The organism is Flavobacterium algicola, from assembly GCF_022399565.1.
Classification (GTDB): Bacteria; Bacteroidota; Bacteroidia; order Flavobacteriales; family Flavobacteriaceae; genus Flavobacterium; species Flavobacterium algicola.
In genome coordinates, this window is sequence record NZ_JAJTUT010000002.1 from 782931 (window position 1) to 807342 (window position 24412).

The 24412-nt window shown below is 35.2% G+C and carries 10 protein-coding genes; 7 read left to right on the forward strand and 3 right to left on the reverse strand.

From position 1 onward, the window contains the following. Window positions 1-19: 19 nt before the first annotated feature. From LXH21_RS10020 to LXH21_RS10040, 6 genes are all read left to right on the forward strand, one after another. Window positions 20-1276 carry an McrC family protein gene (locus LXH21_RS10020; protein ID WP_239865371.1) on the forward strand — a complete coding sequence of 419 codons (1257 nt, stop codon included), beginning with the start codon at window positions 20-22 and terminating at the stop codon, window positions 1274-1276. Window positions 1277-1411: 135 nt separating this feature from the next. Further along, on the forward strand, window positions 1412-1537 hold the full coding sequence (locus LXH21_RS17265; RefSeq protein WP_262916196.1) for a hypothetical protein: 126 nt from the start codon (window positions 1412-1414) through the stop codon (window positions 1535-1537). Between the two features lie 68 nt (window positions 1538-1605). Further along, complete coding sequence (locus LXH21_RS10025; RefSeq protein WP_239865373.1) at window positions 1606-2430, forward strand: hypothetical protein; 825 nt, start codon at window positions 1606-1608, stop codon at window positions 2428-2430. A 55-nt stretch (window positions 2431-2485) separates the two neighbouring features. Then, window positions 2486-2665, forward strand: a complete 180-nt coding sequence (locus tag LXH21_RS10030; protein ID WP_239865375.1) for a hypothetical protein — start codon at window positions 2486-2488, stop codon at window positions 2663-2665. Between the two features lie 129 nt (window positions 2666-2794). Then, window positions 2795-3790, forward strand: a complete 996-nt coding sequence (locus LXH21_RS10035; protein ID WP_239865376.1) for a metal-dependent hydrolase — start codon at window positions 2795-2797, stop codon at window positions 3788-3790. 281 nt (window positions 3791-4071) lie between these two features. Continuing rightward, window positions 4072-4428, forward strand: a complete 357-nt coding sequence (locus LXH21_RS10040; protein ID WP_239865378.1) for a hypothetical protein — start codon at window positions 4072-4074, stop codon at window positions 4426-4428. Between the two features lie 179 nt (window positions 4429-4607). On the opposite strand, the gene LXH21_RS10045 is transcribed toward LXH21_RS10040, so the two are convergent. Both LXH21_RS10045 and LXH21_RS10050 read right to left on the reverse strand, forming a co-directional pair. Next, complete coding sequence (locus LXH21_RS10045; RefSeq protein ID WP_239865381.1) at window positions 4608-5813, reverse strand: DUF4374 domain-containing protein; 1206 nt, start codon at window positions 5811-5813, stop codon at window positions 4608-4610. Window positions 5814-5839: 26 nt separating this feature from the next. Next, window positions 5840-8227: a TonB-dependent receptor gene (locus tag LXH21_RS10050; protein ID WP_239865383.1), complete on the reverse strand. Its 2388-nt coding sequence runs from the start codon at window positions 8225-8227 to the stop codon at window positions 5840-5842. Window positions 8228-8885: 658 nt separating this feature from the next. Here LXH21_RS10050 and LXH21_RS10055 point away from each other — a divergent pair. Further along, window positions 8886-23516 carry an HYR-like domain-containing protein gene (locus LXH21_RS10055; protein ID WP_239865385.1) on the forward strand — a complete coding sequence of 4877 codons (14631 nt, stop codon included), beginning with the start codon at window positions 8886-8888 and terminating at the stop codon, window positions 23514-23516. A 234-nt stretch (window positions 23517-23750) separates the two neighbouring features. Here the strand turns inward: LXH21_RS10055 and LXH21_RS10060 are convergent, their stop codons facing one another. Further along, window positions 23751-24353 (reverse strand): 2OG-Fe(II) oxygenase, encoded by a 603-nt coding sequence (locus tag LXH21_RS10060; protein ID WP_239865387.1) that lies wholly within the window; start codon window positions 24351-24353, stop codon window positions 23751-23753. Window positions 24354-24412: the final 59 nt, after the last annotated feature.

The following is a 24412-nucleotide window of genomic DNA, read 5'->3' on the forward strand; positions in this document are numbered from 1 at the left end:
AAAACCACAATATTTGATAATGAATATTATTCAAGTTTTTGAACATAGTTTCCTAGCTCTTGAAAAAGGAAAGTTTGAACAACGCCATTTTGTGGCGTTGTCTAAACTTAATGCTTTGCATAAGGACAAATATTTTGATTTACGTCACAACGGTATTAAATTCAAACAGTATGTAGGTGTTATTCAGGTAGATGGTCTGACGATTGAAATTTTACCCAAGATCGATAATGATGGTAAGAGTGAATCCGTCTGGCAAAAAGCATTGATAGAAATGCTTAAGGTGACTCGAAAACTCAAAATACAAAAAGTTGGAGAAGCTAATGTCAACAAACAAAATATTCACTTGTTAGATATTTACTTTGAATGTTTTTTAAGTGAAGTACAATCCCTTATTCATCAAGGTTTAATTAAGCAATATTATAAAGAAACTAGTAATGTAAAAGCGCTCAAAGGAAAGTTAGAGTTTGCCGGGCACGTTAGTAAAAATTTAGTTCACAAAGAACGGTTTTATACTACACATCAAGTGTATGACAAGGATCATTTAGTACATCAAATTTTATCGCAAGCTTTGGATATTATCGCAAGCTTAACAAAAGGTAATTATTTGTACAGTAAATGCAAAACCATACAACTTGATTTTCCTGAAGTTAAAGATATAGCCGCTAATGAATCGACTTTTAATAAAGTCCCCCAAAATAGAAAAACCGCTCCTTATGAAACCGCTTTAGCAATTGCTCGTTTGATTATTTTGAATTATGCTCCTAATATTTCGAGCGGTAGTGAAAAAATGTTGGCTTTATTGTTTGATATGAATTCGTTGTGGGAAGAGTATATCTTGGTACGTTTAAAACAAGCGAATGATGGATCAGTTACGGTTATTGGTCAACAATCAGAAACCTTATGGAACGGTATTACTATTCGTCCAGATATAGTGATTAAAAAAGAGGATGAAGTATTTGTTATTGACACGAAATGGAAAAACATTGATTATTCCAAACCTTCTACACATGATTTACGCCAAATGTATGTGTATAATGAATATTGGGGAGCAGCAAAAGCAATGCTTTTATATCCTTCTAACAAGACTGAGCGTATAAGTTTTATCAAATTTGAAGAGACTAAAATTAAAAAATATATTCCAAATGATAACGAACAAGAGTCCTTTGAACAACAGCAACAACATGGATGTAGCCTTGGTAAAATATCAATTTTTACAGATAATGCTATTTTAAATGATAAAATAGGGGATACAATTTTAGGTTGGTTTATGGATTAGAAAAGTTTGTATTACTATATTAGGATTTTATCTTTTTAGATAAGCATAATGTTTCTTTAGCTATAGTGTATAATTTAGAAAAGGATGTTTGTCACAGATATATATTTGCATATATAAATTAAAAAAAAAAGCATAATGAAAAACACATTTGTACTAAATCCAGAAACTATGATTCTTCAATTTCACAATCAAGATGACTTAGATAATCACTCAAATCAACTGAATCCCAACAATGATGAGTATTGGCATTCAAGAGAATAAATTAATTACTATAAAATAGCAATGATTTCTTTTTCGTTGCTATTTTGTTTTTAACACATGTATCAATCATGAATAATATTGTCGACATAAAAATTAAAAATCTAATTATCAATAATCAAAATATTGGTATAGCTTTAATAGACTTATTCTACGTAAAAAAGTACGGGAGCGCTGAAGGTGTACAAATTTTTTTCAATGAGTTGAAGCAACAGTGTAAGAGTGAAGAGGAGTTTGGTGATTTGGTTCAACAAGAATTTGAAAATGACTTCAAAATCAAGACATTTCAGCCACTTATTGAAGTTTTTTCAAAAATAAATAACTTAAGTTCGTTTTTAAATATCGAAAAGGATTTAAAGAATTGCTTTATCAATTCAAAAATCACTGAACAAGATCTTTTGAAAATACTAGAATTAAAAGATTTAATGAAACAAGTATTTGAAGAATATTTTCACCCTGAACGAGAAATACAAAGAAAATTGTTAATTGCGAAGTTTGCTGATCAAATTACTTTTACAATTAAGGAAACTAGAGAGGAGTTAGGTTTTAATAACCAAAGAACATTTAAAAAATGGTTAGATTATTTTTATAAGGATAAATACAATGGTAGAAGAACCATCAACATATTAGAGTATATAGACATTTGGAGTAAATTTCTTTTAGGTCCCAATGAAGATAAAATAGATATTAAGGAAAAGTCCGTAGTATATCAAAAAAGACTAGATGAAAGGCTCGTTTTTTCCAAGAATAGGCTCAAGAAATTGACAAACAATAATTATAAATTATTAAGAATAGAAATTGATTACATAAATAAAGAACTAGGTCTTCAATTACCAAATGATGTTGATGCCTATCCATTTTCAATAGCTGAGATATTTAAAAAACACATTACTTAGTTTTATACCAAAGCTATATGGTAAAAATAAATAACTAAACCATAATATCAGTCAAATGTTAGAATTGCACAAGCAAAGATATCCTTATACACATGATAAGGAATTAATAATCCAAAACTTCACATCCTTTCAACAAGCTGATCTAGATTTTAATCCTATTTGTTTCAAAGGGAAATATTGGGAGTTTGTTAAAGAAGATTTTGAAGAAATTATTAATGAGTTTAAAAAAACATGATTTCTTTTTGATACCTTTAATATAGTTTTTTTATTAAGAAACGTACTCCTATTATACACCCCTACCCTTCCTATCCCTCTAAATACAACGGTTTTTACTTATTGTATTGGAAAATAACAAATCAAACCCATGGATTCATTTACACAAATCGTTTTAGGTATAGCTGTGGCAGAAATATGTGCTGGCAAAGAACTTAAAAACAGAACATTTGTGTACGGAGCCATTTTGGGAACCCTGCCCGATTTTGACGTTATAATTGGTTCATTATTATATCCTGTAGACGGAGTTATGATCCATCGCGGAATTAGTCATTCCTTGCTACTATTTCTGTTTTTATCGCCCTTTTTGGGTTGGTTAATTACAAAAATAGAAAAGAAAAAAATCAATTTTACCAAAGCCACCACAATGGTGTTTTGGTGTTTATTCACACACGTTTTATTGGATATGTTTACATCTTGGGGAACACAGATTTTATGGCCGATCGAAAAACGTTTTGCCTTAAAGACGATCTTTGTCATTGATCCTTTATACACAATTCCCCTACTTATAGCGATACTATTTGTCTTGAAAACAAAAAATTTTTTACTGCGTAAAAAATATATAACGAGAGGCTTGCTAATCAGTAGTTCGTATTTATTGCTCTCTTGTGCCATAAAACTATACGCGTTACATAAATTTGAAAAAGCACTACATCAGCAAGGCATAACTTATTCTGAAATCATTGTAAAACCCACCGCCTTCAACCTCATTTTGTGGAATGCAAATGTGGCTACTCCCACCGATTATTTACTATCTGACTATTCACTTTTTGACAGTCAGCCCATTTCATTTACCAATTACAGTAAAAACACTGATTTGGAAACGAAATTAAAAGGGAACCCTGATTTCGAAAAACTAAAAAAAATTAGCGAGGGATGGTATATTATTTCAAATGACAATGCGTCACTATATTTCAACGATTTGCGTTTCGGACTTTTAAATAATGACTCGAACCACCCTCAGTTTGCATTTAGTTATCAATTTGTTAATACCAAATATGGCTTGCAAGCGATTGAAGTTCCAAAAGAAAAGGGAGATGGTAAACGATTGTTAGAGAAAATCTTTAGACGTTTAAAAGGAAATTAATTCCACTTATAATTCATCGTATCAATCAAAATCATCTATTTTATACAGTTTTAACGAAAAATGAACTTCCTAGCGAATACACCTAAAAGAAAAATTTCTTTTAATTACGAATTAAAAAATGTGAATCTTCAGTTTTACGTCTAAAACTTAACTATAGTACATTAGTAATTTATAAATGGATCCGTTCCATTTTTCTTTACAGCACTATTCTCTACTTTTACTTTCACAAAATAATTAGCAATTTCATTAAGAAAATCACCGTTTAAAAATCTATAACCGTAATGACCATTCGAGAATTAGTAGGCTCCTACACCATTGAAGGAAGCAATCAAGAGGAATCAAATCAAATTACCTATCGAGGGAAACTAGATCTTACACTGGATCTTAATAACCGTATTATCGCGCATTGGAAGATTGGTCATAACCAAGAACAAAATGGAAGCGGATTTTTTAAAGACAACATTTTGGTTATCAATTTCAATTATGAAGTTGATGACTTAGTTTTTAAAGGTGTAGCTGTTTATCGTTGTCTTACAAAAGATGTACTAGAGGGTTTTTGGTCAGAGAAACATGGTAATCCACTTTACTTGGGGACAGAACAAGCAGTTCGAACCAATTCATTGGAGACTTTAAATTAAGTGAGAAGCTTGCGTATATAACACAAGCTTCCTATTACTCAATAGCATACTTTGCAACTGAAATTAAAGATAGAAATAGGAACTTTAAAAGATGATTACTTTTTCTTTTTTATCTTTTGCATTATAAAAAAAAACTCAGTTACAAATTGACTTTTGTACTGAGCTTTTTTGAATTTTGATTATTCGAAATTGATAAAAGATTCTATAAATTCCGTTCCTTGATATTTAAGTCCCACAGTGACTGCATTTGTTTTCGGATCATAGATATAAAGATTATTTCCTTCTTTTTCTGTATTACCAACAATAGCGACTGTTCCATCCTTTAAAAGAGACATTGCACGACGTGGATATTTGGATAGTGGAATTGTTAATTTTTGAGTACTTTTTGTCGCGATATCAACAACATAATATTCGATTACAAACGCACCTTGATAGTCTCCATATTTTGAAATCAAATCACTTCTAAATACTTGAACAATTCCTTTATTATTGCCCACATATAAAAATCCTCCCGTATGATTTTCGTTAAATTTTTGCGTTAAATTGAAAAAATATGACGCATCAAAATCGCTTTCGCCTGCTTTAATTCTCACAACTCCCGAATCGATAGTTTCATTTGCTCCCCAATAATTTGTGTTGCAAGCTGTAATGTATAAGTCACCATTCTCAGCAAATCCATATGATGATACAACGCTATACCCTAAAGCTGCAGCATTTTTAGTATAGATTGTTTTTTCGTAGGTCATTGTTGCAGCATTGAAAATGGCTACAGGAGCTTGGTCGTAAGCTTTAAATGTTTTGCTATCAACGTGTAAATAAGGAACGTATATTTTTCCTTCTTTTAAAATATATTCTGACAAATAAGCTGTTGAATTTGCGCTCACGGGTACTTTAATTGTTCCAGTTGATTTTTCAGTCATCGTTGTAACGTCAATAATTTGATATGAGAAAACACCATCTGTAGTTCCTCTAGGTCCACTTGAAAGTAGCAGAGTTTCATTATTTAAGAATTCAAATACCGGTCCGCCGCTGATTCCTAAATTTCCTACCGACCCCTCAGCTACCAAAAGTCCGTTATCATTTACCTTATACTTTGTTAATTTCGATTCAGAATTTAAATACACAAAACCGTCTTTTCCTGTTACAGGTACATTGTAGGGAATATTGGCAATTTCTTGCGAGTTGCTGATTGCCGCTGTTCCTTCCTTAATATTTGTCAAAGTATGAAAAGGATAAGAGTCGACTGTGGGTAGACTCAATGACAAAAGATACTTATAAGAATCTGTGGTTGTTACTGGTGTAGTTCCATCATCGTTACTACTGCAAGAGTTCATAGTAGTACCTAACGCAAGAAATAGACTGCAGGCTAAAATTGTTTTTTTCATTTTTTTTTGTTTAATGTTGATGTTAATTATTTACTATCGCTCAGCAGATATCGCAGTTTTAGTGAAAGAAATCTACCTGGTTTTTGAAGGTTAAAATTGTCGTATGCATCCATGTTAAAAACATTTCGCATTTCTAAACTGGCATTGTATTTTTTATTTTTGGAAGAAAATGTGAGTCCTAAATTGTTGAGAAATTGAGACGGAATAGCGTTTTTATTTGTAGTAATAGAAATGCTAGGGTAATTCAAGTAATACTCGTGAACATAATTGATTCCGTAGTTTGCCGTAAGAGTAGTTTTTGAAATTAGATTTTCGAAAACATACAATGCATTTACATTCGCAAACAAATAAGGCGTGTTTGGCATTCGATCGCGATATACACTACTTTCATTTGTAGTTCCTGATACAAATTTTTGATTGTTCAAAACGTTTTGCCAAGTCAAATTTCCATTTACTGTCAATTGTCTTTTTGTCCAATTAAAATCCCATTCTACACCGCGCACCAAAACACTTAGCACATTTTTATAGGTACTAAAAACGCCTTCCTGTTGCAGAAATATAAAATTATCGACATCACGTTGAAAGAAATTAATTTCATTTTTAATAATACCTGCCGAACTATTAAATTCATGTTGAAAACCCACGTTTACATTATGACTAGTCTCTGGTTTCAATAAGGAGTTAGCCAAAATACGGAGACCATCTCCAAATATTTCTTCGGCTTGTGGTATTCGATATCCTTTTTCGAAAGAAGCCTTTATCAACCAATTTGGAGTTATAAAATACCTGCTCGATAGTGCATGACCCAATTTGTTTTGCTTGGTTTCTATATCATCAATTTGAAAATCTCCAAGCAGGTATTCGACCGCATTTTTTGTTAGTAGATGAAATTGATAATACTTTACAGCCAATACTGTATTTAATTTATCGTCAAAAAAATTAGTTGTAAATGCAATAGCAGTAACATTTTTTTTAAGATAATTGGGTGATAGAAAAGCTTCATTATTTTGAGTATTTAAGCGATTTGCTCCTACTCGATCTATATTCGAATAAATGTGATTAAAGCTTAATTCATGATTATCATTCAAATCATATTTGGCGTTCGCACGATATAAATATTGTTTTTGATCAAAATCGTAAATGGTTTTCTCGCGAACTAATTCGCCCAAATTATTGTTTTCGATTCTAATGATTTCCCCCGCCCAATTATAACGGTTTGATGATGTGTCAATACTTATTCGATTCACCTCATTATATAATCCAAAAAGTGAAATACGTAATTTATCATTCAGTAAATTTGACTTGGAATACTTTAAACTCACTGTTTTATTAATTTCCTTTTCTGTAGCTTCACCAACTGGTTTTCCGTAAATGCCGTTTTGCACATCTTGTTTTACAGACGCTACAGCAATATCAGCCATTAACTCATCTGCCCATGTTACTTTTGTAAAGCCAATACTTAGGGCGCCCATCGCCGATTCATAATTATCGTGAAAGCGCTTAATGTTTACTAAAGTTTCTGCTCCATTTTTGAAAATAGGCATGTTACTCATTCTATAATTGTTATCACTATAATTATAAAAACCTGATAATTTTGTGCTAAAACCGCTGTTTTCAAAACGATATTTACTAATTAAAGCGGCTCGATGCGTGTTGAATGAACCTATAGAATAGGAGGCGTCGAGATACGATTTTGCAGCTTTATCGGTAACAATATTTATTGCTCCACCCAATGCATCTGCACCTAAATCAATAGGAACGACCCCTTTGTAAACATCAACTCTTTCGACAAGATTGACGGCTAGATTATTAAAATTAAACGAACTTCCTAGTTGGTCTACCGGAATTCCATCGACAAAAAAGCGAACTTGTTTTCCTGATAGTCCGTTAAGAGAAAAATTATAGCGAGACCCCATTCCTCCCGATTCTTTTATGCGCACACCAGAAGATTGATTTAATAACTGATTAACATCCAAAGTGGAATTTTTAAACGATTTGGTTTCGATTGCATTTACTGCAAAGCTCGTCTCTTTTACTTTAGTTGATCTGGATTTATTTTTTACAATCACTTCATCAATTTCGACAATATCACGTTCAAGGATAATTTTCAAACTGATTTTATTAGAATTGGTGATTTTTGTATCTACTAGCTTATTTCTGTATCCAATCAGCGAAAAAGAGAGCTGTTGATTTTTCAGAGAATTAGTTTCGAAAATAAAATTTCCAGAAGCATCAGTATAACTAAATTCAACTGAATTGGTTGATCCAACTTTTACATTTGATATTGGTTCCCCAAAATTATTCATCACTATCCCTTTTATAATAGTATTCGACTGTTGTGCTATGCATTTTGAACTAGACGACATAGATAATAACAGTAAAACACTACTTATAAATGTTAATTTTACAAACATACTAATTTAGACTAAATTAAAATAAACTGCAAATTTATAAAATATTATATAATTTCAAATTTTTTTTTACAATATTTTTGTAATATTATTAAGCTTATTTTTGACTGTGAAAATCAGAATATTATACTCATCTTAATTTCAGTACCACATTAAGATTTCTTACTGAAGAAATTCATAATTAAACAATTAATTGAATTATACAATTTATGAATGCTAGTTATCCACTGTTTTTCGCCAGTCTTTCATTTTTTAGATTTGAAGAATCGTATAAATTGTTATCTCATACTAGACTGCAACAAAAATCCCTATAATGGCGTAAAGAAAATCAAGTTACGTACTTCTCTCTTCTCCTAAGACAAATTGATATATAAAAAATATTCCGCCCCCAATTTGCTCATTCAACTAGTGATTAAACTTAAAAAACAATAATAGTTCGAGATTTATTCGTTAATTTTGTTTAGAAATTTAAGAAAAAAATAACATGTATTTTATTTCTTAAACTAACTCGTATATATTGGTATTTTATTTTTTGAGTGCTTTAGCTTATTTTTAAGCTTTTAGTCGATAAAATGATTGAATAATTTTTATATACTTCTCTACCTAAAAAGTTAAGAAAATCAGAAAATTTGCTTGACCTAAAATATTTTAAAAAATTATTATGAAAAAAAAATACTTACTACTATTTTGTATTTTATTAGCTTCTTACCAACACGCTTATTCACAATTAAGTGATCTACATTATTTACCACCATTAAAGCAGGTGACTAATAATCAGGCGGTAAGAAATCAAGCGTATTACCTTTCGACTCCAGAAACTGTTCCGTTTACCGTTCAAGTTTTTGAAGGAGCAAACACAACACCTGTGGCTGCGCTAGTTGTATCAAATGCTACTCCTATTAAATACGATTTAGCTGATGGAGATAACAATATAAGTTTGGTAACAAACGCAAATACTGGAATAGTTTTAAGTAATAGCGGATTACGTTTTCAAGCTACCGGTGGTCAGAAATTCTACGTTAATTACAGAGGTCGATCAGGAGCACAAGGAACGTCACTAACATCAAAAGGACGTCAAGCTTTAGGCACGGATTTTAAATGGGGAGGTATTCCCAACAGGGCAACGAATAATAATTTAACAACAACTTTAGGAATAATGGCAACAGAAGATAATACTACTGTTGCCATAAGTGGTTATAACACAGATTGCGAATTTAGACTCGGAAATGATGCTGGTGGAATTACCGCTAATACTCTAAATATTACTTTGAATGCTGGACAATCTTATGTTGTAGAAGCTCTAAAAAACCAAACTTCGGCGAATATAGATGGATGGTTAGGTGCGACAATAACATCAAACAAAAAAATAGCTATTAGTAACGGTGGATTAAATGTAGGTGTTAGATCAGGTGCTCAATCCCGTGACGCGGCAATCGATCAACCCGTACCACAAAATATTATTGGTAAAGACTATGTTTTTGTAAGAGGTAATGGTACAGATGAAACTGAATTTCCAATTATTATTGGAACACAGAACGGAACAGATATTTTCGTAAATGGATCGAGCACGCCTATCGCCACCATAAACAATGGTGAGTATTTCGAAATTCCTGGAAGTAATTATTCTTCGGGTAACATTGGAGCTAATATGACTGTTGTAACTTCCAAAGAAGCCTACGCTTATCAATGCCTAGCAGGTTCTAGCGGAATTCAAACAATTGGATTAAATTTTGTAGCACCGGTTAATTGTTTACTACCTGACAACTTAAGTAATATACCTGATATAAGAGATGTTGCTGGTTTAAACTTTACGGGTGGAATCACAATCTTAGCATCAATTTCGACTCCTGATGCCAACATTACAGTTACCGATGGTGGAGGAACTGTAAGCCTCCCAGCTTCAATTCCTTCTTCAGGACTTCCTTGGAAGTCTTTCTTTGTACCTAATTTAACTGGAAATGTTTCGGTTTCATCAACTGGACCTATAGCAATTGGTTTTATTGGTGTTAATAATAATGCTGGTATAGCAGGTTATTTTTCAGGCTTTGACACCGTGCCTGTGGTTGACTTAGAAATTACTGGTGGTGGATGTCTACCTGGTTCTGACTTGAATGAAACCTCAGGAACTTTTGATGCTTATCAATGGTACAAGGACAATAAGATAATAGATGGCGCTACTAATCAAAATTATACCCCCTCTTCTCCTGGAGATTTTTTTGTAAAGGTAACCAAGGGAGGCTGTACGTATGACTCTGCAATATTATCTGCTTATAACTGTGATCCTGAAATTGTATTAACCAAAACTGTTGATAAAAGCAATGTTATCGAAGGTGATACTGTTGATTTTAAAGTAACAGTAAAAAGTTTGGGAGTTAATCCGGTGAATAATTTGGTAATTACTGATTTACTACCAGCAGAACTTTCATTTGTAAGCGCTACCCCTATTCGAGGCACATGGACAGCACCTAACTGGACAATTGGACAAATGACGAGTGGCGAAGTCTTTAGTATTACTATTAAAGCAGTAGTAAATGAAGTAAGCGCTACTACTACTGTTACTAATACTGTTTCGAATTCACAAACGGAAATAGAAGCTGATGCTATTACAGATGATGAAACTGAAGATGTTACCATTACAAACAGCGGCTTAAGTGTTACCAAAGAAGATTTGCCCGCTGATGTTGGAGATTATGACACTGTAGACGAACTCATTATATACAAAATTGTTGTAACAAATACTGGCGACACAGTACTAAATAACATAACTATTACAGATCCAAAAGCTGATGCAGGTAGTATCAGTCCAACTTCTGTAGCGACATTGGCGATAGGAGCGTCTACAACATTTACAGCAACTCATAAAATAACGCAAGCAAATATTGACGCTGGAAAAGTTACAAATCAAGCTACTGCAAAGGCTATATTGTCTAATGGGTATGAGATAACTGCTATCTCTGATGATCCTGATAATTCAGATAGCAATATTGACCCTACAATTACTCCAATCATTCAAACTGGACAATTACTGTTAGAAAAAATAGCAGATCCAGCTGATGACGGACTATATGATAGTTTAGGTGAAATTATAAATTATGAATTAGTTGTCAAAAACACTGGAAATGTTACTCTTAATAATGTAACAATAGTAGATGCAAACGCTAACTCGGGAAGTATTACTCCTGCAACACTTACGAGTTTAGCATCTGGAGATTCTTATACATTTACCGCTAAACACACTATTGTACAAGCAGATTTTAACGCTGGAAGAGTGAGTAACATAGCAACAGTTTCTGGTGCAATTCCTGTTACTGGAACAATAATTTCAGATCAGTCTGATGATCCTACCACACTAGCTCCAAATGATGCAACTGTAGTATCTGTACCTGAAGTAGGGAGACTGACTGCAACTAAAGAAGATGTTACTCCATCGGGTACAATTTTAAATGCAGTTGGTCAAGTTATTAGTTACGAAATTATTGTACAAAATACTGGAACAATCACATTAACAGATCTTAATATCGTTGATCCTAAAGCTAATACAATTACATTACAATCAACTACTGGAACAGATACTAATACAACTGATAATCGTGTGGACAGCATTGACCCTCTGCAAACCGCTACTTTTATTGCCACTCATATTATAACACAATCAGACTTGAATAGCGGTAAAGTAACAAATAGAGCCACGGCTTCGGCTTTGGATACTACTCCAGCTAGTGTTACAGATATTACTGATGACCCAAATAACCCAAATAATGCGATTGATGACCCAACAGTAACTCTTCTAGCGTCAACACCATCTTTGTCTATTGTTAAAACAGTAAACGATGATTCAAATGTAGCTGTAGGTCAAATTTTAACGTACACCTATACTGTAACTAATAATGGGAATGTAACTATTGATGCTTTAACTATAAATGACCTACATAATGGTGATGGTACATTATCTATTCCTGCACTTCAAAGCACGACTGGTACAGATGATGACATCACTGATAATGAAATTGAAACATTAGCACCGGGACAAACAGGAGTTTGGACCGCTACCTACACTGTTACTAGTTCCGACATCACAAATCAAATTGACATTACTAATACAGTAACAGCAACTGGAAAACCTAGAACAGACCCACTTACTAGTAGTACTGCAAATGCTACAAAAAACGTAACTGTAAATCCGATAGAAACTATTTGTAGTGATGCTGTCTTAGCACACGACTTAACTTTAGACGGAGCATATACAGATGCCACTTTTAGCTGGGTGGCTATAGCTAATGGAGATATAACAGGAACAAGTACTAGCCCAAAAACAACTAGTACAATTGATGATATACTTGTCAATGATTCTGGTACCGATCATGATATACAATATAATATAACGGTTAGAAACTCAAGTAATGTCATTATAGACACTTACAAATATTTTGTTACCGTTCATCCTCGTTTGATACTACCCGATGATGATTTGTCTAAAGTTCAATGTATTGCTCAGGCTACTATACCTGCAACTCCCATTGTTACTGATTATTTAGGCACTACAATTACTCCTGTTGTTACCGAGAATACAAGCCCTATTTGTGAAGGAGATAAAATTTATAGTTTTGAGTACACAGATTGCGTAGGAAATAAATATACATACACATATACCTATATCATTGACGTAACTTCTAAACCGGTTATCCCTGTAAATGAAGCAGCTACGGTGGAATGTATTGCCAATACGACAACTCCTACTCCACCATCTGGAATTACAGATGTTTGTGGAAATGCGATTACAGCTGCTCTGGTTTCTATTGTTGATTCTCCAACTTCCTTGACCTGTGAAGGAACAAGAACATACAATTATACTTACACCGATTGTTCTGGTTTAGTATCGAATTGGAATTTCACCTACACTATTGACCGCACAACTATACCTGCAGCGGTACCTGCAAACGAAGCGAGTAGTGTGGAATGTATTGAAGATGCAACTACACCAACCCCTCCTACTGGAATTACCGATGTTTGTGGAACTGCGATAACTGCTGTCTTAGTATCCACTATTGATTCACCAAGCACCTTAACTTGCGAAGGAACGAGAACTTACAATTATACTTTTACAGATTGTTCTGGTTTGGTTTCGAGCTGGAAATATACCTATACAATCGACAAAACAACTGTTCCTGTGGTGCCTGCAGATACTGTTTCAACTGTTGAATGTTTAGCCGATGCAACAACGCCTACTCCCCCAACGACTGTAACCGATGTTTGTGGAACTGCGATTACCGCTGTTTTAATTTCGACTATTGATTCACCAAGCACCTTAACTTGCGAAGGAACGAGAACTTACAATTATACTTTTACAGATTGTTCTGGTTTGGTTTCGAGCTGGAAATATACCTACACAATCGACAAAACAACTGTTCCTATGGTGCCTGCAGATGCTATTTCAACTGTTGAATGTTTAGCTGATGCAACAACGCCTACTCCACCCGCGACTGTAACCGATGTTTGTGGAAATGCTATTATGGCTGTCTTAGTTTCGACTGTTGATTCACCAAGCACCTTAACTTGTGAAGGAACAAGAACGTACAACTACACATTTACAGATTGTTCTGGTTTGGTTTCGAATTGGAAATATATCTACACAATCGACAAAACAACTGTTCCGGTGGTGCCTGCTGATGCTGGTTCAACTGTTGAATGTTTAGCCGATGCAACAACGCCTACTCCACCAGCGACTGTAACCGATGTTTGTGGAAATGCCATTACTGCTGTATTAGTATCGACTGTTGATTCACCAAGCACCTTAACTTGTGAAGGAACAAGAACGTACAATTACACTTTTACAGATTGTTCTGGTTTGGTTTCGAATTGGAAATATACCTACACAATCGACAAAACAACTGTTCCGGTGGTTCCTGCTGATGCTATTTCAACGGTTGAATGTTTAGCCAATGCAACTACACCAACACCTCCAGCGACTGTAACCGATGTTTGTGGAACTACGATTACGGCCGTTTTAGTATCGACCATCGATTCACCAAGCACATTAATTTGCGAAGGAACAAGAACATACAATTACACTTTTACAGATTGTTCTGGTTTGGTTTCTAATTGGAAGTATACCTACACGATCGACAAAACAACTGTTCCTGTGGTGCCTGCAGATGCTGGTTCAATTGTTGAATGTTTAGCTGATGCAACAACGCCTACTCCTCCAGCGACTGTAACAGATATTTGTGGAACTGCGATAACTGCTGTTTTAGTTTCGACTGTTGATTCACCAAGCACGTTAACTTGTGAAGGAACAAGAACGTACAACTACACATTTACAGATTGTTCTGGTTTGGTATCGAACTGGAAGTATACCTACACAATCGACAAAACAACTGTCCCATTGGTGCCTGCTGATGCTATTTCAACGGTTGAATGTTTAGCTGATGCAACAACGCCTACTCCACCAGCGACTGTAACCGATGTTTGCGGAACTGCGATTACTGCTGTTTTAATTTCGACTATTGATTCACCAAGCACATTAACTTGCGAAGGAACAAGAACATACAACTATACATTTACAGATTGTTCTGGTTTGGTTTCTAATTGGAAGTATACCTACACAATCGACAAAACAACTGTCCCGGTGGTACCTGCAGATGCTGGTTCAACTGTTGAATGTTTAGCCGATGCAACAACGCCTACACCGCCAGCGACTGTAAAAGATGTTTGTGGAACTGCGATTACTGCTGTCTTAGTTTCGACTATTGATTCACCAAGCATCTTAACTTGTGAAGGAACGAGAACATACAACTACACTTTTACAGATTGTTCTGGTTTGGTTTCGAATTGGAAATATATCTACACGATCGACAAAACAACTGTCCCGGTGGTACCTGCAGATGCTGGTTCTACTGTTGAATGTTTAGCCGACGCAACTACACCAACACCACCAGCGACTGTAACCGATGTTTGTGGAACTGCGATAACTGCTGTTTTAGTTTCGACTATTGATTCACCAAGCACCTTAACTTGTGAAGGAACGAGAACATACAACTACACTTTTACAGATTGTTCTGGTTTGGTTTCGAACTGGAAATATATCTACACAATCGACAAAACAACTGTCCCGTTGGTGCCTGCAGATGCTGGTTCTACTGTTGAATGTTTAACAGATGCAACAACGCCTACTCCACCAGCGACTGTAACCGATGTTTGCGGAAATGCGATAACTGCTGTTTTAGTATCGACTGTTGATTCACCAAGCACCTTAACTTGTGAAGGAACGAGAACGTACAATTACACTTTTACAGATTGTTCTGGTTTGGTATCGAATTGGAAATATATTTACACAATAGACAAAACAACTGTTCCGGTGGTGCCTGCTGATGCTGGTTCAACTGTTGAATGTTTAGCCGACGCAACAATGCCTATTCCACCAACGACTGTAACCGATGTTTGCGGGACTGCGATTACCGCTGTTTTAGCATCGACTATTGATTCACCAAGCACATTAACTTGCGAAGGAACAAAAACGTATAATTACACTTTTACAGATTGTTCTGTTTTAATTTCGAGCTGGAAATATATCTACACAATAGACAAAACAACTGTTCCGGTGGTGCCTGCTGATGCTATTTCAACTGTTGAATGTTTAGCTGATGCAACAACGCCTACTCCACCAGCGACTGTAACCGATGTCTGTGGAACTGCGATTACTGCTGTCTTAGTTTCGACAGTAGATAGTCCTTCTTCATTAACTTGTGAAGGAACAAGAACGTACAACTACACATTTACAGATTGTTCTGGTTTGGTATCGAACTGGAAGTATACCTACACAATCGATAAAACAACTGTCCCGTTGGTGCCTGCTGATGCTGGTTCTACTGTTGAATGTTTAGCCGATGCAACAAGGCCTACACCGCCAGCAACGGTAACCGATGTTTGTGGAACTGCGATAACTGCGGTTTTAGTATCGACCATCGATTCGCCAAGCACATTGTCATGCGAAGGAACGAGAACATACAACTACACTTTTACAGATTGTTCTGGTTTGGTTTCGAATTGGAAATATATCTACACGATCGACAAAACAACTGTCCCGGTGGTGCCTGCTGATGCTGGTTCAACTGTTGAATGTTTAGCCAATGCTACGACGCCTACTCCACCAGCGACTGTAACTGATGTTTGTGGAACTGCGATTACTGCTGTTTTAATATCTACCATCGATTCGCCAAGCACATTGACATGCGAAGGAACAAGAACTTACAACTATACTTTTACAGATTGTTCTGGTTTGGTTTCGAATTGGAAATATATCTACACGATCGACAAAACAACTGTCCCGGTGGTGCCTGCAGATGCTGGTTCTACTGTGCATGATATTTCGGAAGCTGTTCAACCAACTGCTCCAGTTGTCACGGATAAATGCGGAAATAATATTGTACCTGTTATTACTCAAAATGTTAGTCCTATTTGTGATGGTAGCAAAATTTATACCTTTACTTATACAGATTGTGCTGGAAATAGTACTGCTTACAATTACACATATATAATTGATGTAACTTCGACATTAGCAATTTCAAATAAAGTAAGAACATCTTGTAGCAGTATTGGATTAAATTATGATTTAAGAACTGTAACAACATTGGTAAACCCAACATTCCAGTGGACGACTGTTGATAATCCTAATGTTAGTGGTGAGAATAATAATACTGGAACTTTACTCAATGATATATTAGTAAATAAAACAGGAATCCCTCAGAATGTTAGGTACACTGTCATCCCTTTCAACAACAAAGGTTGTCAAGGACCTAGTTTTGAAATTTTAGTTACCGTAAATCCAGAACCTTATGTAGCCATCGCTCCTACAGCTGTAAGCTGCAGTAACATTCCGTTAAATCATGATTTAAATGCAGATGTAAATGTTACTGGAGCTACATTCAAATGGGTAGCCATTAGCAATCCCAATGTGAGTGGAGCTACCACTACAGTAAGTACCTCAGAAACAATCACTGATAATTTGATTAACACATCTGGAATTGTTCAAACTATTGTTTATAAAATTACTCCTGAGTCCATAAAAGGTTGTGTGGGTACTGTATACAATTATACGGTAACAGTGCGTCCTGAAGCCAATTTGATAGTGACCAAAAGTACTACTGCTGCTACAGATGGTGCATATGACAGTCTAGGAGAGGTTATAAAATATGAAATTACGGTTGAAAACCCACACGAATTAGTACTTACAAGCTTAACATTGACCGATGCTAACGCTGATGCCAATAGTATTAATCCGTTGACTGTGCCTACTGTTGCGGCATTTGCAAAAGTAACTTTTACAGCTTCACATACAATTACCCAAACCGACTTAGATGCTGGTTTTGTAGATAACAGTGCAACAGTAAATGCTTTTGATCCTTGCGGAACTGCAGTTACTGATGATTCAGATGATCCCAACACTGCTGCTGAAAATGATGTGACGCGAACCGTTTTAATACAAAAACCTTCAATTGCATTAGAAAAAACATTCCAATTTAATGACGAAAATGGTGATGGAATTGTTCAAAATAACGAAACAGTAACCTACAGATTTAAAGTAATTAATACTGGAAATGTCAATTTAACAGCTATTCAAATTACAGACCCATTAATTACAGTAAACGGAGGTCCTATTAATTTAGGACCAACAGCTACTGATGCAACTACTTTTTTCGGAACATATACTTTGAACCAAAGTGTAATTGATTCGGAGAGTTTGACGAATTCCGCTACTGTTGAAGGAGTAGATCCACAAGGAAATATAGTTTCAGATATTTCTGATGATCCAAATGATGCTGCTAATACAGATAGCAACGGTGACGGAAATCCAGATGACAGCACCGTTTTTTCAATAGTTTCAAATCCCGAATTAACATTAAAAAAATCAGGCGTGTTTATTGATGCCAATGGAGATGGACTTGCACAAGCTGGTGAAAAAATTGAATATACTTTTGATATTAGTAATACCGGAAATGTAACAATGACTGGAATTACAGTTAGCGATCCATTAACAGCTGTTATTGGAGGACCAATTGTTTTAATCCCAGGTCAAACCAACAGTAGTACTTTTACCGCTATCTATACTCTATCACAAGCAGATGTTAATAATGGTACAGTTGTAAATACAGCTACTGCTTCTGGAAAATCTCCTAATGGTAGTACTATAACTGATGCTTCTGATGATCCGTTTACAGTCGCAGACAATGACGCTACGGTAACAAAACTGACTCAAGATGCTCAAATTACGCTATTAAAAACAGCGGTATTCAAAGACCAAAACGGTAATGGTTTCCCTGAAGTAGGAGAAACAATAGAATACATTTTTAACGTGAAAAATGTTGGTAATGTAACTGTAACTGGTGTGAAAATTACCGATCCATTACTTAACGTGACCGGTGGACCAATATCACTAACCCCAAAACAATTTGATGCTACAACATTAAAAGGTTCCTATACATTAACTTTGAATGATATCAATTCAGGAAGTGTTACAAATAGTGCAACAGCAGAAGGGAAAGATCCCAAAGGTGCTACTGTTTCAGCTTTATCAGATGACCCAAATAATCCAACCAATGTTGATGCTAATAACGATGGACACCCTGATGATAAAACAGTAACTAAACTAGTTGCAAATCCAAAGTTATCGGTTAGTAAGACAGGTGTTTTCAATGATTCGAATAATGATGGTCTTACACAGGTGGGCGAAACCATCCTTTATACATTCGAACTGAAAAATATTGGGAATGTAACCGTTAGTGATATAAATATAACTGATGCTCTGGTTGCTGTCAATGGCGGACCAATTACTTTAAATCCGAATCAAAATGATAGCGCAACCTTTACTGCACTATACATTATCAAGCAAAATGATATTGACGCTGGAAAAGTTACAAATACCGCCATCGCTTCTGGATTAAGTCCAAAAGGAATTGTGGTTACTGATACATCAGATGATCCAAATAATGGTACCAACCTAGACACTAATGGTAATGGAGAACCTGATGATGCAACGGTAACAGTTATTCCTGGAAAAGGAAAAATTAGTTTAGACAAAGTAACATTGGCTCCAGCAGATGGCGCTTATGATACGGTAGGAGAAAAAATTAATTACCAATTAACAATTACAAACACTGGAAACCTAACGCTTACAAATGTAATTGTTACTGATGTTAATGCTGACAATGGTAGTGTACTTCCTGCAGTAATTACTTCAATTACTCCTGGTGCTACCGCTACCGTAACTGCGCAACATACATTAACATTAACCGAAATCAACTCTGGTTCGGTGACCAATAGTGCTTCTGTGAATGCGAAGGATCCTTTTGGTAATACCATCACTGATATTTCTGATGATCCAAATAATGGGACAAATAGCGATTCAAATGGAGACGGTGATCCTGACGATGCAACCATTACGCTTATTTCGCAAAAACCTTCTATTTCGATAGAAAAAACATTCAGTTTCAATGACGAAAACAAAGATGGTTTCCCACAATTGAATGAGACAATTACCTATAATTTTAAAGTGACCAATACAGGAAATGTTAACCTTTCTAACATTACAGTAACGGATGCTTTAACTCCTGTCCTAGGTGGTCCTATTGCACTTGCTCCGAAGCAAATAAACACTAATACCTTTTATGCGACTTATAAAATTACTCAAGCGAATATTGATGCTGGTTCTATTGTAAACTCGGCAACAGTAAATGCAAAAGATCCTAATGGCGGAAATGTAACGGATACATCAGATGACCCCAACAACTCGACGAACAGCGATGTCAACGGAGATGGTGAACCAGATGATGCAACCGTGACGACTTTGATTAGTAACCCGCAATTAACAATTACTAAAAAAGGGACATTTATAGATGCTAACGGTGATGGCTTAGCACAAGCTGGCGAGACTATCAAATACCATTTTGATGTAACTAATAGTGGTAATGTTACTATCAGCGATATAGCTGTTGATGACGCATTAGTGCCCGTTACTGGAGGTCCTATAACCTTAGCACCGAAATCTAAAAACACTACTACTTTTCAAGCTATCTATGTTTTAACTCAGGATGATGTGAACACAGGTTTTGTGATAAATTCAGCTACGGCTATTGGTCAAGATCCGTTTGGGAATACCATTACTGATAAATCAGATGATCCAACAACCACTGCTCATAATGATGACACGAATACCAGCCTAGCTAGAGAATCACAATTATCATTATTTAAAATAGCAACATTTAATGATGAAAATGGTGACGGAATACCTCAAGCGAATGAAACAATTAGTTATATTTTTGATATTCGAAATGATGGAAATGTAACTATATTCAACATAGTTATAACAGATCCTCTTGTTTCCGTGAATGGTGCACCAATTGATTTGGCTCCTGCACAAATTGACAATACAAATTTCTCTGCTGTTTACACCATCAAACAATCCGATATCGATTCGGGTGCAATAACAAATTCAGCACTGGCAATTGGTCAGGATCGCGATGGTACAATAGTTACTGATGTAAGTGATTATTCCGACGACCCTGATAATCCTGATGATATTGATTTGAATGGTGATGGAGATCCTGATGACCCTACTGTAAGTTCACTAACGGGTAAAGCTTCGTTAGATCTGACCAAAAAAGGAACTTTTAATGATCTTAATGCTAATGGTTTTGCTGATATCGACGAAACTATAACTTATGCATTTGAAGTAAGCAACACTGGTAACCTTTCGATAAAAAATATAACTATTTTAGATCCTTTGGTAACTGTGACTGGAACTGCAATTGATTTGGTTCCAAATCAAAAAGACAGTACTACTTTTACTGCAATTTATAAAATTACACAAGCAGATTTAGATGCCGGAAAAATAAGCAATTCAGCTACAGTGTCTGGTCAAGATCCGACAGGTAATACTGTAAAAGATGTATCTGATGATCCTATAAACGCTACAAACGTGGACAGTAATAATGACGGTAATCCTGATGATGTAACTGTAACTACGTTCCCCGTACAAGGAAGAATTAGTATTATTAAATCAGCTAGGGCTGCTGCAGATGGTGCTTATGACACTATTGGCGAAAAAATTAATTATAACATTGTAGTAACTAATACTGGTAGCACAACATTATCAACGGTGAGTATTACAGATACAAATGCTGACGTGGGTAGTATCATGCCCAAAACGGTTACCCTACTCGCACCTGGACAATCTGTAAATGTATCTGCAACGCATACAATTACACAAGTAGATTTAAACATAGGAACTGTGAGTAATTCAGCTTCGGTTTCTAGTAAGGACAAATTGGGAAATACGGTATTTGACTTATCTGATGATCCAAATAACCCAGCAAATATCGATGCAAATGCTGATGGTGATCCAGATGACACTACGGTTACATCAATGATTCAAAAGCCTAAAATGGCACTTACAAAAACAGCAAGTTTAGCACCTGATGGTTTATGGGATGAAGTAGGTGAAGTTATTCTTTACAACTTAGTGCTCACAAATACAGGAAATGTGACATTAACCAATGTGGTAATTTCAGATGCCAATGCAGATGCCGCTAGCATTACACCAGCTACAATTTTGAAACTAGAGCCAGGACAAAAAGCAACTATAAAAGCCCAGCATACAATTACACAAAATGACTTAGACAGTGGTGCAGTATCAAATTCTGCAACGGCTAGCGCAATTGATCCAAAGGGAAATGCTGTTAGTGATTTATCTGATGATCCAAATAACCTAGCTAACGTAGATACAAACGGGAACGGAAATCCAGATGATGTTACTATCACTAAAATTCCGCAAACGGCAACTATGGATGTTGCAAAGGTTACCACTACTCCAACATTTACAAACCCTGGTGATATAATGAAGTACACTATTAAGGTTACAAATACTGGAACAGTGACTTTATTAAATATTATCATTAAGGATGCGAACGCCACTTTTACAAGTCCAGCGACAAAAGGGTCATTAAATCCTGGTCAATCATTTACAATTACGGCGCAGCATTTAATTACGGCAGATGATGTTCTATTTGGGTTTGTTGATAATTCAGCAATTGCCACTGCTCTTATTCCGTTCTCTAATGTGGTTGTTAGCGAAGACTCTGATGATCCTAATAATAATTTCAATGTAGATAAAGACAATGATGGTGACTTCGAAGATCCAACTACTAGTTACCTAGATACTGATAGCGATGGCATTGCAGACATTGTAGACATTGATGATGACAATGATGGTATTATTGATACTGTTGAAACTAATAACGATAGCGATGGTGACGGAATACCAAATAGTCTTGATATTGATGCTGATAACGATGGTATTCCTGATAATGTAGAAGGCCAATCTACTAATAATTATAAGGCTCCTACCGGAATTGACGTAAATAGAAATGGTCTAGATGATATTTATGAAACAGCGACGTCAACTGGTATTATTCCAGAAAACACAGATGGTACTGACAATCCAGATTATTTAGACGACGATTCTGATAATGACGGAATTACAGACACTATTGAAGCATTCGATAAAAATCATGATGGTATACCTGACTTATTCGCATCAGGTAATGATGCAGATCATGATGGACTTGATGACAGCTTTGAAGGCTCAAATAAGACAGATGGTTTTGTAGTTAATAACGAACTTAAAAACGGTAGTAAAGACACTAATAACACAGATCAAACAGATCAACCTGACTATCGTGATACCGATGATGATAATGATGGTGTGTTTACCATTTTTGAAATTGATTCTAATAAAGATGGTAGTGGACCAGATGATACGGACAGAGATGGAATTCCTGATTATCTCGATATTGATGATGATGGTGACGGACTTTCGACAAGAAAAGAAGGTGCAGACCCTAATGGTGATGGTAATCCAAGTGATGCTATTGACGCAAATGCAAATGGTATTCCAGATTACCTAGAAGTTGGAAATCATAATTTAAATATTCCTGATGACGAAATCGAAGTGTATAACGGTATCACTCCAAACGGTGACGGTGAGAACGATGTACTTGTGTTGGGTAGAATATTTGAATTTCCTGAAAACACCGTAGAAATTTACAACAGATGGGGTGTACTCGTATATGAAACTAGCGGATATGGAACTAGAGACAACTATTTCAGAGGATATTCTGAAGGTAGGGTAACAATTTCTCAAAAAGAGAAACTCCCTGGAGGAACCTATTTTTATGTAATCAAATACAAATCGGGTAGCAATTTAAAACAAAAAGCAGGCTACTTATTTTTACAACAGTAATCAAACAAGAAGAGACTATCCAACATCATGGATAGTCTCTTCTTTTTATAACAATTGTTAATAGCTATTTCCTAGCTTCCACTGCATTCTTTCCTTTTAAAATGGTTTTTTATATGGCTCAAAAGGAGCTTCCGTTGGTCGCTCTTTTGCTTCTATAAAAAATACATTTTAAAAAGTAAAGGAATTCCGTTTCAGTTAGGGCTAGATAAGCAGACAACAGTGAATTTTATAATCCTAAAAAATAGTATCACTTTTCAACCAGCCTGTTATGCTCATTCTTGAAGTATTTGTTAACAAAACTTCATGAACTAATTCATCACTTTTAAATAAAATGGTCTTTCCAGCGGTAGGACTTATTTTTTGATTTTTGCCCTCTTGGTGAATCAATAATTCTCCTCCATCACTTTCCTTCCAATCTGGATTTAAATAAGTTATGATAGAATATTTACGGCTAGGATTAGTTTTGAATTGATCCAAGTGCTGCAGATAAAAATCTCCTTTTTCATACAAAGCATAGTGAAATTCATAATCTGTGATTCCGGCATAACAACTTTCATTTAGATAAAGTATAAATGCCTCAATCTGTTTAAAGAATTCATTTTCAAACGGATCATTGTGTTTTTTATCCAACCAGTAAATAGAGTCACTTCGTATTTCACTATCATATGAAATCATATTTGCACTACCTACTCCCGCAGCTGTAAGCATACTTTTTTCCTGTAGTTTTAAAATGTTTTGACGTAAATTATTAGAGAGATCTGTAGTTAAAAAATTTTTAGACATACCTACTTTACTATCAATATAAGTGGTAATCAAAGCTTCAAAGCTGTTTTCCATTAGAGTGTAATTGACCGCAAAGACGACCAACCTTTGTAAGGTAGTATATATTGAATCAC